At 51.8% G+C, this 12,570-nt stretch carries 12 protein-coding genes; 7 read left to right on the top strand and 5 right to left on the bottom strand.

Going from position 1 to position 12,570, the window contains the following annotated elements; genetic code table 11:
• A partial coding sequence (locus DXA54_RS25745; protein ID WP_207903519.1) for a dihydrofolate reductase family protein occupies positions 1-259 on the top strand: 259 nt, incomplete at its 5' end.
• 97 nt (positions 260-356) lie between these two features.
• Here DXA54_RS25745 and topB read toward each other — a convergent pair.
• Both topB and DXA54_RS25735 read right to left on the bottom strand, forming a co-directional pair.
• Entirely contained in the window at positions 357-2,444 is a 2,088-nt protein-coding gene (gene topB / locus DXA54_RS25740) for a type IA DNA topoisomerase (RefSeq protein ID WP_120080989.1), read from the bottom strand.
• A 26-nt stretch (positions 2,445-2,470) separates the two neighbouring features.
• On the bottom strand, positions 2,471-3,787 hold the full coding sequence (locus DXA54_RS25735) for a DUF3945 domain-containing protein (RefSeq protein WP_120080987.1): 1,317 nt from the start codon (positions 3,785-3,787) through the stop codon (positions 2,471-2,473).
• Positions 3,788-4,342: 555 nt separating this feature from the next.
• On the opposite strand from DXA54_RS25735, the gene DXA54_RS25725 reads away from it, so the two are divergent.
• Positions 4,343-5,044, top strand: a complete 702-nt coding sequence (locus tag DXA54_RS25725; protein WP_004326102.1) for a DUF6088 family protein — start codon at positions 4,343-4,345, stop codon at positions 5,042-5,044.
• 9 nt (positions 5,045-5,053) lie between these two features.
• A complete protein-coding gene (locus DXA54_RS25720; protein WP_120080985.1) occupies positions 5,054-6,070 on the top strand; it encodes a nucleotidyl transferase AbiEii/AbiGii toxin family protein in 1,017 nt (338 codons plus the stop codon).
• Between the two features lie 43 nt (positions 6,071-6,113).
• Here the strand turns inward: DXA54_RS25720 and mobC are convergent, their stop codons facing one another.
• From mobC to mobA, 3 genes are read right to left on the bottom strand one after another with little or no spacing between them, the layout of a single operon-like run.
• On the bottom strand, positions 6,114-8,123 hold the full coding sequence (gene mobC / locus DXA54_RS25715) for a conjugal transfer protein MobC (RefSeq protein ID WP_120080983.1): 2,010 nt from the start codon (positions 8,121-8,123) through the stop codon (positions 6,114-6,116).
• 20 nt (positions 8,124-8,143) lie between these two features.
• On the bottom strand, positions 8,144-9,412 hold the full coding sequence (gene mobB / locus DXA54_RS25710) for a conjugal transfer protein MobB (RefSeq protein ID WP_120080981.1): 1,269 nt from the start codon (positions 9,410-9,412) through the stop codon (positions 8,144-8,146).
• Positions 9,397-9,819 carry a conjugal transfer protein MobA gene (mobA, locus tag DXA54_RS25705; RefSeq protein ID WP_120080979.1) on the bottom strand — a complete coding sequence of 141 codons (423 nt, stop codon included), beginning with the start codon at positions 9,817-9,819 and terminating at the stop codon, positions 9,397-9,399. Before mobA ends, mobB begins: the two co-directional genes overlap by 16 nt.
• A 561-nt stretch (positions 9,820-10,380) precedes the next feature.
• Here mobA and DXA54_RS25695 point away from each other — a divergent pair.
• From DXA54_RS25695 to DXA54_RS25680, 4 genes are all read left to right on the top strand, one after another.
• Positions 10,381-11,163 carry a ParA family protein gene (locus tag DXA54_RS25695; RefSeq protein ID WP_028728951.1) on the top strand — a complete coding sequence of 261 codons (783 nt, stop codon included), beginning with the start codon at positions 10,381-10,383 and terminating at the stop codon, positions 11,161-11,163.
• Position 11,164: 1 nt separating this feature from the next.
• Positions 11,165-11,593: a DUF3408 domain-containing protein gene (locus DXA54_RS25690; protein ID WP_007478184.1), complete on the top strand. Its 429-nt coding sequence runs from the start codon at positions 11,165-11,167 to the stop codon at positions 11,591-11,593.
• 2 nt (positions 11,594-11,595) lie between these two features.
• Positions 11,596-12,225 (top strand): hypothetical protein, encoded by a 630-nt coding sequence (locus tag DXA54_RS25685; protein WP_007478186.1) that lies wholly within the window; start codon positions 11,596-11,598, stop codon positions 12,223-12,225.
• 170 nt (positions 12,226-12,395) lie between these two features.
• On the top strand, positions 12,396-12,570 hold a 175-nt coding region (locus tag DXA54_RS25680), incomplete at its 3' end, for a DUF4134 family protein (protein ID WP_120080995.1).

The raw sequence follows: 12,570 nt of genomic DNA, 5'->3' as shown, positions 1-12,570 counted from the left end.
GACCGAAGAACCGCTGCAAAGGGTCTATGAACTGAAACAGGAAACCGACATGCTGGTGGTGGGTGGCGGCAAGCTGCTTACTTCATTGATTAAAGCCGGACTGCTGGACAGCCTGACAATCTACACCGTCCCAGTCATGGCGGGCAAAGGCATCGGTTTTGTCGGGGAAACATCCGGCTCGCTGTGGAAGCTCTCGGAAAGCAGGGTGCTGGATAACGGGGTGGTCTGTTCGACCTACTTGTTTGGCGGGAACATATAAAAAATGCGCCCGGTTTCCCTCCGGGCGCAACCACTAAAATTTCAATTATTATAAGCTGTAAAACCTATCACAATGAAATTTCAGCGGCAAAGATAGGCTATTTCTTCGGTTTCGCTTTCTTTTCGGGGAATGAAAAACCGACATTGAACTGCTCGTCCAGTACCAGCGAAGCATCGAAAGCCTTGCCGTTCTTGCCCTTGAAGCCCTTGATTAACCCGGTCTTGCGTTTCGTCACCAGCTCGACAATCTGCTTGTCGGAAAGCTGCTTGTCGCACTTGTTGCGGAATATGGTAAGCGTGCAGTCCACGTTGGAACACTTCGCCACTTTCGGGTAGAACAGGATGCGCCCGCTGCCGCATTTCGGGCAGGGGCAGGTTTCACCAGTAGCAACAGATAGCTGCACCGATAGCAGTTCTGCGGTGATTTGCGTTGCGTACACCTCGATGCCCTTCCGGAACGTGTCGGCATCCATGCTTCCCGCTTCTATCTTGGCAAGGGCGGTTTCCCACATGCCCGTCATTTCGACATCGGCAATCTTCTTGTCCTTAACTATCTTGTAAACGGCAAGCCCCTTGTCGGTAGGCACAAGGTTCTTCTTCTCACGCACGATGTACTGGCGGGCGAACAGCGTTTCGATAATCGCCGCACGGGTGGCGGGCGTGCCTATCCCGGCATCTTTCAGGCTGGCTTTCAGTTCGGCATCTTCCAGTTCCCTGCCTGCGTTCTCCATTGCCGCCAACAGGCTGCTTTCCGTGTGCAGCGGTTTCGGCTTGGTCTGCTTTTCGAGCAGATCCACGCCGGAGAGTGGCAAATATTCTCCCTCTTGGAGTGGCGGCAGGCTGGCGGCTTCTTCATCCCCGCCCGTTTCCTGCTCGCCGAACACGGCACGCCACCCGGTTACTTTCATCACAGACCCTTTCACCGTGAAGTCGGTATCTCCCCCTGACAGCAAGGCGGTGGTAACGTCTTTCACGCACTTGCCCGAAAAGGCTTCCAGCATACGCCCGGCTACCAGCTCGTAAACCGCCCGCTCGTCTTTGGAAAGTTCGCCGGGCAGGTTCTCGGTAATGATTAAGGCGTGGTGGTCGGTCACTTTGCCGTCATTCACGCTGCGGCGGTTCAGGGGTGTGCCGTCCAGCCCGGCGGCATACCCGGCAAAGCGGGGGTATTGCCCCAGCAGGGCGACACGTTCCGGCATTTCATCGAAAACGTCCTCCGGAATATAGCGGCTTCCGGTTCTTGGGTAGGACATCACTTTCTTTTCATACAGGCTTTGCGCTATGGAAAGCGTCTTGTCAGCCGAGAAGTTCAGCTTCGTGTTCGCTTCCTTTTGCAGCGTGGTAAGGTCGTACAAAAGCGGCGGTTCTTGGCAGGCTTCTTTCCTCTCAACGGATTTAACCACAAGTTGCCCGGCATCCTTTACCCGTTGCAGGGCGGCTATGGCTTCGGGCTGCTGTTCCCACTTGGCGGTCGATTGGGCGGTAAAATTTATTCCCCCGCTGGCGGTCGCCGCTTTGAGTTGCCAAAACTTGGCGGGTACGAAATTCTTGTTCTCCAAATAGCGGCTGCATATCATCACGAGCGTGGGTGTCTGCACCCTGCCCAGCGAGAACACCCCCTGCCCGGCGGCAACGCTCAACGCTTGGGTGGCGTTTATCCCTATCAGCCAGTCCGCTTCGCTGCGGGACTTGGCAGAGAGGTAGAGGTTATCGTAACGCTCTCCCGGCTGCAAGTTATCCAGCCCCTCACGGATTGCCTTGTCGGTAAGGCTACTTATCCACAGGCGCACAAATGGTTTCCGGCAGTTCAGGTAATGGAAGATATAGCGGAAGATTAACTCACCCTCACGCCCGGCATCGGTGGCGACAATAATCCGGTCGCACTGGTCGAACACTTCCTTTATCACTTTCAACTGTTTCAGCACGCCGGGGTCTGCCTTGTAGCCTTTCTCCGCTTTCACCTGACGGGGGATTAGCTGGAAATCGGGCGGCAGTATGGGCAGGCTCTCCCTGCGGAAGTTCGCCACGCCGTAGGCTTCCGGCATGGCAAGCTGGATTAAGTGGCCGAACGCCCATGTCACCATATACCCGTTGCCGGAAAGATAACCGTCATTACGCCCGGTCGCACCGATGATGCGGGCGATGTCCTTTGCCACGCTGGGCTTCTCTGCTATCAATGCAATCATAATTCTTTACTTTTTAATGGTGGATATTACATTTTCATTCCTCTGGACTTCTTGGGCTTGTCAGCTTTCAGGCTCTTGTCCTGCGCTTTCTCCTGCTTCTCTTTCTGCTTGGCGGTGGGCTTGTCCTGACCCTGTTTCAGCGGCTCTTTGCCCCGCTTGGTGGCTTCGTTGGTCTTGCCCTCCGAATTGACCGCTACCTGCGTCCGGCTCTCGGCGGCGGGGGTAACGTCTTTCGGCTGCACCTTGTCGGGGGATTTGCCCTGTGCGCCGGGCTGTACATGACCGTTGAACTCAACGCCCTTGCCGTCCTTTAGCCCGGCGACCTGCTGCTCTGCGGGCTGCTGCCACTGCTGCAAGAACTGGACGGCGGCACGGGGCAGGAACTCCAAGCCACGCTCCACCGCACTGACCTGCAAATAGGCACTGCGCTTCGTGCCGTCCCTGAATTGCAGGTTTTCCATTTTCACCGCTTGCCCGGCTTCAAAGGCGGCTTTCTGTTCCGGGCTGACTTGCACGTTACAGATTGTATCGGGGCATTTCCACTTGTCAGCCCGCATATACTCCAGTTCGTGCGTGTACCTGTCCCGGCTGACGAACACGGGGATTTGCTCGCCGCTTTTCGGGTCTTTGATTTCAGCGATGCCGCCCAAGTTGCCAGTGCCTTGCAAGTTGCCCTGTTCCTGCTTGGTGAACTCGTGTTCATGGAACGGGCGTTGCAGCAGTTTCTCGTCCTGCTGCACGCCGTGCAGCTTGGGTACTACCGTGCCGTCCTTTGCCTGATAGAAAGAGAGCTTGACATCGGTAGGTTTGAGGTAGAAGCCGCCCACCGTTCCCGAAACGGTGTAGGTGTTGCGGGACTTGTAGCCACGCATCACCCGGTCGAAGTCCTTCGTGTTTTTCAGTGTGTCGGCGGTGATGCCGACTTTTTTCAGGTTCTCCCAGTCGATTTTTGACGGGTCGAAGCGGTAGCCCTGCTTGAACTCGTGGAAGTCGGGCTTCGGAACTCGAAGCATTTCAGCCCGCTTGTCACCCTCCGGTGTAGGGTTGCGGTGGTTGTCCTCGATTGCCTTTGCGTCCCGCTCCGCTTCGGAAGCCTTGACGCTGAACAGTTCCAGCCCGGAAGTGTCCTGATACTTGCGGAAGAAATTGGAAATGAAGTTGCTGAACACATCGCTGTTCTTGTCCACCTGCATGAACTCGCCGCCCTGTGTCGGCGGCACGGTCTGCAAATTGCCCTCCTTGTCAATACCTTTAACGGCACTCACCTTGCCCTGCTGTTTATCCAAGACCAGCAGCACGTCTTTTTCCTGCCCCTCTGCGGGCGGGGTCATTCTGTTTGCCATAAATAATTGAAATTTTAGCGGTTACGGGAATAGTCCCGCCCAAAGGTAGCGACTAAATATGCTATATTTGGACGGGCGGCAACGGCTGTCCGAATTTGTCCTGCGTTGTCTGAAATTGTCCGGGTGGAGTAAATCTCCAACTGACGGTTGGAGAATTGGAAACAGGCATAAAAAGAGAGCGAAGTTAATCACTCTCTTGGGGTGAGCCATTTATGAGCCATTTAATCATAAACCTTATGCCTTATAATCAACAACTTATTAAAATTTACATTATGCTTGCGAGCCATTTGTGAAGCGTTTGTGAAACGTTTATGGAACGTTTGCTATTTTATCAATAGGCTAATAATGAGCTACATATCAAAATTAATACTGAAATACAGCTTATTTTTGGAACGTTTGTGAAGCGTTTGGCAAGCCTTTGATTGTGTTTCCTTTATTCTCTTATTATCAGGTGACACGACAAAAAGAAAACATCTTCGGCAAAATATTTGTTATGTTTTTGCAGGTGATTACATAATATACTATCTTTGCAGTATAGAAACAAAGTACATAAATATGGCTTCATTCAGGAAAGAGATACTTGGGCAGATTGAACGGATAGATACCGGGCGTATATTCACGTTCCGGGATTTGTCGTTTGAAATGGAAAAGACCGCCAATGTTGCGGTGCTACTTTCCGAACAGAGCCGCAAAGGGGTACTGGTACGGGTTGAAAAGGGGGCGTACTACCGTCCCAAGAAATCAGTGCTGGGGCTGGGAAAGCTGCCTGTCTATCAGGATGAACAGTTCCGCTACCTGACTGAAAAACTGAACGGCTATATCACGGGGGCTTACATCTATAACAAAATGGGGCTGACCGAACAGGTTGCCACAACCATAACGATAGCCACTCCTAACCCGGTTCGCCGTTTCCGTTTCAAGAACTTGGATATAGAGTGCGTGAAAGCCTACTGCATGGACTACCCGGATGAAAGCCTTGTCCCGTACTTGCGGCTGCTCGATGCGATAAAGGACATGAAGCGCATACCCGGAACAACCGGGCAGGACATCTACAACCGGGTCAAAAGCCAATATTTTAACGGGTACAGCCTGCCGGAACTGGAAAAAATCGTATCTTTGGCGAAAAGTTACCCGCCACGTGTCAGAAAGGTGGTGGCGGACATATTGGGCGACATCAGACAAACCGTATTGCAAACAGAAATGGCAAAGACCATTCTTCCCACGACACGGTTCAACTTGGATTATAAAACGGCATAGGACAGAAATATGAATTTACATTCGGACAAGGAAGCGTTCAAGGAAATCATCGCACTGGCGGCTGAACATTTCGGCTACGAGCAGTCGCACGTGGAAAAGGATTACTGGGTATCGAAGATACTGCGGGATATTTCCATGTCCGAATATGCGGATAAGACCTACTTCAAAGGCGGGACTTCACTTTCCAAAGCCTACGGGCTGATAGAACGCTTCTCGGAAGATTTGGACTTGTTCGTGTTCACGGGTGACAAAGGTGCGTCCAAGCAGGCTGAAAAGACATTGAACAAGAAACTTTCCAAATACATAGCCGAACTTAACAGTGACATATACAAGGAAGATTTGTCGGAAACGGGCGGTAATTACCGCAAACTGTATTTCTCGTATGACAATGTATTTCAGGGTGTGGGACTAAAAGAGCATTTGGAAGTAGAGATAAAATCCTGTGACCTGCCGGACAAAAAACGGATGTTCTACCCGGCAGACAAGCAGGTTATCAAACCGATTGTGACCGCCTTTCTTGAAAGTATCGGGCAAGAGGAACTGATAAGCACCTACGGGCTGGGAAGTTTTGAAACGCAGTGCATCAATCCCCGAAAGACTATCTGCGACAAGGTTTCAAGGCTGGTAAAGCTGTCTTACAATGAGGATGCAGCCGCACTGTTGGCAAAGCATATCCGTGACGTTTACGACTTGTCGGCACTCTACCACAATCAGGAATATAACGATTACCTACATTCGGAAGATTTCTTGGATGCCATGTACCGGGTGACGATAGAGGACGGACTAAACAAAAACTCCCGTTCGCACTTGTCGCTGGCTGATGCACCGATATTCAAGGATGCCGAAGCGGTCATGGCGTTGCCCGAAGTGGCTACGGCGTACACTACCGATTTGAAGAAACTGACTTTCGACAAAAGCAAGATGCCGCCGATAGGCAAGGCTGTGGAAGCATTGAAGAACCTGCACGAAATATTAGTGCGTTTTGAAGCCTACCGCACCCAAAAGCAAAATGAAGAACAACCGTAAAGCTACATCGGCTGTTCTTCACTCCATACATTATTATATACAGCTATTCTTCCTCCTTAATCAAGTGGCATAGCTCCGGGTCGTTCTTAATCCGGGTTATCTCGTCCTCGACAATCTGCCGGACTTCCTGACGGATGCGGTCATAGTTGGCTTGTATCTCCTCCTGCATCCGGTCGTTGCCGTCCTTGTCGGTGAAGTCGATTATCTGCGGCAGCTTCACGTAACGGGCGGTTTCCCGCTTCACCTTTTCATTGTCCACCACGATTTCGCAGTGGAAAATCTTCTGCTCTATCCGTTCATCGAAGTTGTCCGCCACAGCCCCCACGAACATACCTTGCGTGAGGTTGGATATTTTGCTGGCAGGTATCAGGCTGTCCATTTGGGTGCTTATCGAGGTGGACTTCTCCCGCTGGTTGATTGTCATGCTCTGCCGTTTCTGCAACACCTTTCCGAAACGCTCCGACAGTATTTTTGCCGTTTCACCGACCACCTGACCGCTGAACACGTTGCCCACAGTATTTTGTATCACACGGCTTTCCTTGTCCCCGTAGTCACGGGTAAGCTGGCTGTAATCCTGAAAGCCCAGCAGAACAGCAACCTTGTTGCTTCGTGCGGTTGCAATCAGATTGTCAAGCCCTCGAAAATAAATCGTTGGCAGCTCGTCTATAATCACCGAACTTTTAAGCTGACCTTTCTTGTTTATCAGCTTCACTATTCTACTGTTATATAATCCCAGTGCCGCCGAATAGATGTTCTGACGGTCGGGATTGTTGCCGACAACCAAGATTTTAGGCTCTTTCGGGTTGTTGATGTCCAGCGAGAAATCATCACCTGTCATTACCCAGTAAAGAGCGGGTGAAATCATCCTTGAAAGCGGGATTTTCGCACTTGCTATTTGACCCTGCAACTGCTCTTGAGCGTCTGATTCCCAAGCATCTACGAACGGCGAAAGGTAGTTTTCCAGTTCGGGATAACTGCGCAAAATAGTGAATACATCGGCGTATTTCTTGTTCAACAATTCAATAGCATGGGGGAACGTGCAATACTTCCCGCCCTGATAGATACGCAAGTACCAAATAATGGCTGCAAGTAGAATAATCGGGCTTTCCACGAAGAAGTCGCCCTGCTTGCTTATCCAACTTCGATTGAGGTTAAGCATTATCGTGTAGCTGGCTTCATAGGCATCCGCAATGTCCGACATGAAACTGGCGTTTATCGGGTTGCATCGGTGGCTCTTGCGGGGGTCGTCAAAATTGATAATGTAGAATTTAGGCTTTACCTTATACCCGTCCAAGTGGTTAAGCAAATGATTATAAGCGATTTCCGATAAGTCGGGAAACTTATAATCATAGCAGTAAAGCGCAAAACCTTTCTCGATTTGCTGTTTTATGTAACTGTTTACCACTGCATACGATTTGCCACTACCCGGCGTACCCAACACAAGGCTGGCACGGAACGGGTTCACGACATTTATCCAGCCATTATTCCATTTCTTCTTATAGTAGAACCGGGTAGGCAGATTTACCGAATACTCGTTCTCGATAAGCCTTGTTTCCTGCATGAAACTCTCGTTCTCTGTATTAAAGACATCATCCATGAGGTTGTTCTTCAACAGCCGGGACATCCATGTACCCGCCATGAGCATACAGATATAGCCCGCCGACAGCGTGGCGATATAAAACACAGTGTCCGCCGTGTGTGGCAGCGGAAGTTCCAGCAGCCACCAGTTCAGGAAAAACAACACGACACCCGCCGCAAGGCTGCAATGTATCTTCGCCCACGTTATCTTTTCCTCTTTCACGCCCTTAGTGCCGATGCACGACAGGGCGAGGAACACCACCGAAAAAAGTTTCGTCCAAAGGACGGACGAGAACAGCCCGGTGGTGCGCTGGAAATTCCACAGTATCTTGTCTATCACCTCAAACGTCACTCCCCATTCTTTCAGGGTGGAGTAACAGAACCAGTACACGTTTATTCCCACGAATAGAATACTGACAGCCCGCATAAAGTCCATGACCCTTGCAAGCCCTCTCAAATCATCTTCCTGTTGCATGATTATAATGTTTTTTTAAGTTAGTCGATGCGCCTTGTGCGCTTCTTTTTCTTCTTTCTCTTTTGTCGGGCGGTGTCCTGCGGATCGTCACCGCCTGATGCACCGCCGCCCAGCAATCCACCGAACGCACCCAACACGGAAGCCACGCCCGGAACGATGTCGGCTTTCGGCGTGAAGCCCGGCTGTTCCTGATGCGTGGGCTGGTCTTGCTGCGGTGCTGACACTTCGGGCTGGTGCATCTTTCCGGTTTCGCCCGAAAAACGTTCGTTGAACACGTTCGCCGAATACTCCTTGCCCAAGCGTGAACCGTTCAGCACCACCCGGCTGTCATGGTCGATGAACGTAACGCCATAGATGCGCCCGCTGTCATTCTGACGGAATACCACGTCAATGCCCTGCTTCTTTAGCTGTTGTTCCAGTTCCTTGCGGCTGCGGGTGGTCTGCATGGCAGTGGCTACAATCTTCCGGGTGCGCTCTTTCAGTTTCCCGTTCCTGATTGCTTCGCCCGATTTCTCCATTCTGCGCTGCACCGCTTCATAACCCACCGACTTGCCGATGCGGGAAGCCTTTACCGGGTTGCCCGCCTTTTCTCCCTTGTCGTTCATAGCGGAATAGACAATGCCCTGATAGGGCTTGCCGTTCACTTCACCCTTGACTTCCTCGGCGCACACGTTGTAAGCGGCAAGCAAAGCCTTGTACTCCCCGAACGACTGGAAGCGGTAGCCATAGCAAGCCGCTTTCACGGTATTGCCGATTTGGTGCTTCACGTCCCCGGCGGCATAGTCCACCTTTTTAAGTTCCGGGCGTTCGGCACGTTCCTTTCGCTCTGCCGGGTGCAGCCCGTATTTCTTTTCCAGTTCACGGGTGATTTGCTTGCTGCGCCGATGCTCGAACTTGTCATTCAGCGGCTTGCCGTTCTCGTCCACCCGCAACCCCACGATGTGGATGTGGTGGCGGTCGATGTCGGTATGCTTGTACACCAAATAGGGCTGGTCGCCATAGCCCAACTTCCGCATATACTCTTTGGCAATGTCGGAAAGCTGCTGGTCGGTCAGCACGTCTTCCGGGTGCGGGTTTATGGAAATATGAAGTATCGGCTTCTTGGTGGATAGCTGGACGGGCATCTGCATTTCAAAGCTGCGCATACACTCGCCGATAGAGAAATTCCCGTCCTCGCTTAACAGCATCCGGTTGGAGAAAAGCACCTTTGCTTCCCCGCTGTCCACCTTGTTTTGGTTGTACGCCAGTGCGCCGAACATATTGCCGCCCGTGCTTATTTTGGCAACCATAGTTCCTTGCACTCGTTTGTCAGGTCGATAACCTGACGGTTCAACACAGCCAGTTCGGTGGTCGCTTTCTCCAGTTTATAGAGAAAAGCCAGTGCCTTTTTCTCCGAAAAGTTACTATTCAGAGCCTTTACCACTTGGTTGTAATTGACCGCTACCGCTCTGAATTGGGCATAAAATTCGGTCAGCCGGGCGCAATATTCTACTGCCGACTTGTCCACTTTCACCACCCGGAACGGCTCGCCGAACAACCGGGCGGCGATGAAACGGGACTTGCTTGTGACGCCCGACTGTTCCCATTGCGAGAGGAAGCGGGCGTTCTCCCGGTCGTTCAGGTAAAGGACATGGCGATGCTTCGCCGGGTCTGCGAGGGCGGGGCGACCGCCCTTGTTAGGTTTTCTTGTTTCCATGCTTCTTTGGATTAAAAAATTACGACTTCGGAGTGATTTTTACCCCCGCAAGGGGCAAGGCGTTTTCAGGCACGGAAAACGGTTTTGTAGCATACAAAACACACCTTGCTATTTTCTGACGAAAATCGAAATCCGTCACGGACGGATTGGGGTTAGCGTGGAACGGTAAGCCCAGCCATTCACCAGCCCTGTTTTACACCTGCGCCCCCTGCGGTTCGTTACTCCGCTGCAAAGTAACGGTGATTTATAATGCTGTAAAATAGGTGGTTGGTGGACAAAACGGGACAGCGCAGGACAAATCGGGACAAGGTTTTCAGGGGACGTTTTTTCTCCCTTTTTTTGCATCGGATTTCAATATTGAAAGCAAGATTGAAAGAAATATTCCAATCAGGAAAGAATGATTGAAAGCAGGATTTCAATAAAACATGATTGCAGGATTTCAATATTTCAAGAAAGAATGAAAGCAGGAAAACAAGATTGAAATAAAACAGTCTTTCAATATTTCAAGATTGCAATATGGAAAGAATGATTGAAAGCAATAAACAAATCTATCAACCAATAATGAACGGAAGCAATATGGAAAACGAGAAAACACCCCTTTATGTCGCCTTTTCCACCCAAAAGGGCGGGGTCGGCAAAACCACCTTTACCGTGCTGGCGGCGAGTTACCTATACTACCTCAAAGGCTACAATGTGGCGGTGGTCGATTGCGACTACCCCCAGCACTCCATTGCCGGGATGCGCAAGCGGGATGCCGAGCAGGTCGGGGCGGATGAAGATTACAAGCGCATGGCGTATGAACAGTTCACCCGGCTGGGGAAGAAAGCCTACCCGGTACTGTGCAGTTCGCCCGAAAAGGCGATTGCAACGGCTGACGGATATATAGCCGCCGGACACGTGCCGGATATAGTGTTTTTCGACCTGCCCGGCACGGTGAACAGCGAGGGCGTGATAAACTCCCTTGCGGGCATGGACTACATTTTCACCCCCATTTCAGCCGACAAGGTGGTGCTGGAAAGCAGCCTGTCGTTCGCAATGGCTATCCAAAAGCTATTAGTGAAGAATGAAGCCTGCCGACTTGCAGGGCTGTACCTCTTTTGGAACATGGTGGACGGTAGGGAGAAAACAGACCTTTACACCGCCTACGACAAGACCATTAAGGAACTGGAACTGCCGCTGATGAAAACCTTTATCCCCGATACCAAACGCTACAAAAAGGAACTGGTGGCGGATAAAAAGGCGGTGTTCCGCTCCACGCTCTTTCCCGCCAGCCGCCCGTTGGTAAGGGGAAGCAACTTGGAAGAACTGATAACCGAAATAGTGTACTACATCAAATTAAAATGATATGGCAAAGCAAAGCGGCGGGATGCCGAAGATAGACGAGGATTTTATGCGGGAACTTATCTCGCAGGGTGTACCCGCCAAGCGGGAGAGCCAGCCGGATGATGAACCGCAGCCCGGCAGCGAAACGGAAACCGCCCACGAGGGACGGCAGGCTGAAACAGTGCAAGTAGAGAAACCGACACCCCGCAAGCGCAAGGGCGGTTCGGGCGACTACCGGGAAACCTACTTTCAGAAAGTGGAACTGGCAGACCGACAGCCCTTGTACGTGAGCCGTACCACGCACGAGAAGCTGATGCGTATCGTGACGGTGATAGGCGGGCGCAAGGTGACGGTAAGCAGCTACGTGGAAAACATTCTGCTGCGCCACTTCGAGCAGTACCAAGACGAGATAAACACCCTGTACGAAAGCCACTTCCAAAAGCCTGTCTGACTATGGTAATCTATTGCATACTTACCGGGCTTTTGGTGTACTACATCGCCCTGTGGCTGTGGTATCGCTACACGGACAGCCGGACATCACCGGGCAAAACGGATGATGCGCCGCTTCCACGAAACGGGGTTTCAGGCTACACGCTGATAGGTGAAAGCCGATACAAGAGCGGACAATTTCAGACAGCGCAGGACAAATCGGGACACCTCCCGCAAGCGGCTGAAAATGATACTATTTTTGCGCCGCAGGCTGACGGACTGCCGGAAGAAACGCCCGGTTACGAGAATGACGAACCCGACTACGAGGACGAGGAAATAGCCGGGTACATGGACGGTGACGATGATACCGGGCGGGCTACGGGCGTGAGCTTTGACGAACTGGGCGAAGCGGTACGCACGGCGAACGCCGACAACCCCACCGAAACGGAACAGCGGCAAGCCGCCGGGACACTGGCAAGGATTGAGGGGACGAACCTCTACGATGCGGTGGTGGAGAACATCAACGGCGGGCTGGCAAAGGTGGCGGAACTGCTGGGACGCAACGAAGCGGAACTGGCTGCGGCTGCTGTCCCTGCCGAAGCTGGCAATAAAAGCAAGGAACACGAAGCGTTCGACATGAACGATTTCCTATAATATAATAATGTATAAGCCTGACAGCATGAAACAGCGTGATTACGGTTGATTGGCAACCTGAAAACCAAACAGACAAACGGGACTATCCCCGACCACTAAAATTTCAAATTATTCACCAGCCGGGAAAGGCGGACTATCCACCCGCCGCCCGGCATTAAAAACAAATCACAATGAGAAAGAAAATCTTCTTGTCGGCGGCTATACTTGCCGCCGTGGTAAGTGCCTACGCACAAGGAAACGGGCAGGCGGGCATCACCGAAGCCACGAACCTAATCACCGGGTATTTCGACCCCGGAACAAAACTGGTGTACGCAATCGGGGCGGTCTGCGGCTTGATTGGCGGGG

This window comes from Bacteroides sp. OF03-11BH (genome assembly GCF_003604005.1).
Classification (GTDB): Bacteria; Bacteroidota; Bacteroidia; order Bacteroidales; family Bacteroidaceae; genus Bacteroides; species Bacteroides ovatus.
Note: the sequence above shows the minus strand (reverse complement) of the source record. Positions and strands in the feature narration are given on the sequence as shown.

Excerpts from the sequence above, each read along its gene's own strand:
- topB (WP_120080989.1), bottom strand. The coding sequence starts at position 2,444 with ATGATTGCATTGATAGCAGAGAAGCCCAGCGTGGCAAAGGACATCGCC.
- DXA54_RS25735 (WP_120080987.1), bottom strand. The coding sequence starts at position 3,787 with ATGGCAAACAGAATGACCCCGCCCGCAGAGGGGCAGGAAAAAGACGTG.
- DXA54_RS25725 (WP_004326102.1), top strand. The coding sequence starts at position 4,343 with ATGGCTTCATTCAGGAAAGAGATACTTGGGCAGATTGAACGGATAGAT.
- DXA54_RS25720 (WP_120080985.1), top strand. The coding sequence starts at position 5,054 with ATGAATTTACATTCGGACAAGGAAGCGTTCAAGGAAATCATCGCACTG.
- mobC (WP_120080983.1), bottom strand. The coding sequence starts at position 8,123 with ATGCAACAGGAAGATGATTTGAGAGGGCTTGCAAGGGTCATGGACTTT.
- mobB (WP_120080981.1), bottom strand. The coding sequence starts at position 9,412 with ATGGTTGCCAAAATAAGCACGGGCGGCAATATGTTCGGCGCACTGGCG.
- mobA (WP_120080979.1), bottom strand. The coding sequence starts at position 9,819 with ATGGAAACAAGAAAACCTAACAAGGGCGGTCGCCCCGCCCTCGCAGAC.
- DXA54_RS25695 (WP_028728951.1), top strand. The coding sequence starts at position 10,381 with ATGAACGGAAGCAATATGGAAAACGAGAAAACACCCCTTTATGTCGCC.
- DXA54_RS25690 (WP_007478184.1), top strand. The coding sequence starts at position 11,165 with ATGGCAAAGCAAAGCGGCGGGATGCCGAAGATAGACGAGGATTTTATG.
- DXA54_RS25685 (WP_007478186.1), top strand. The coding sequence starts at position 11,596 with ATGGTAATCTATTGCATACTTACCGGGCTTTTGGTGTACTACATCGCC.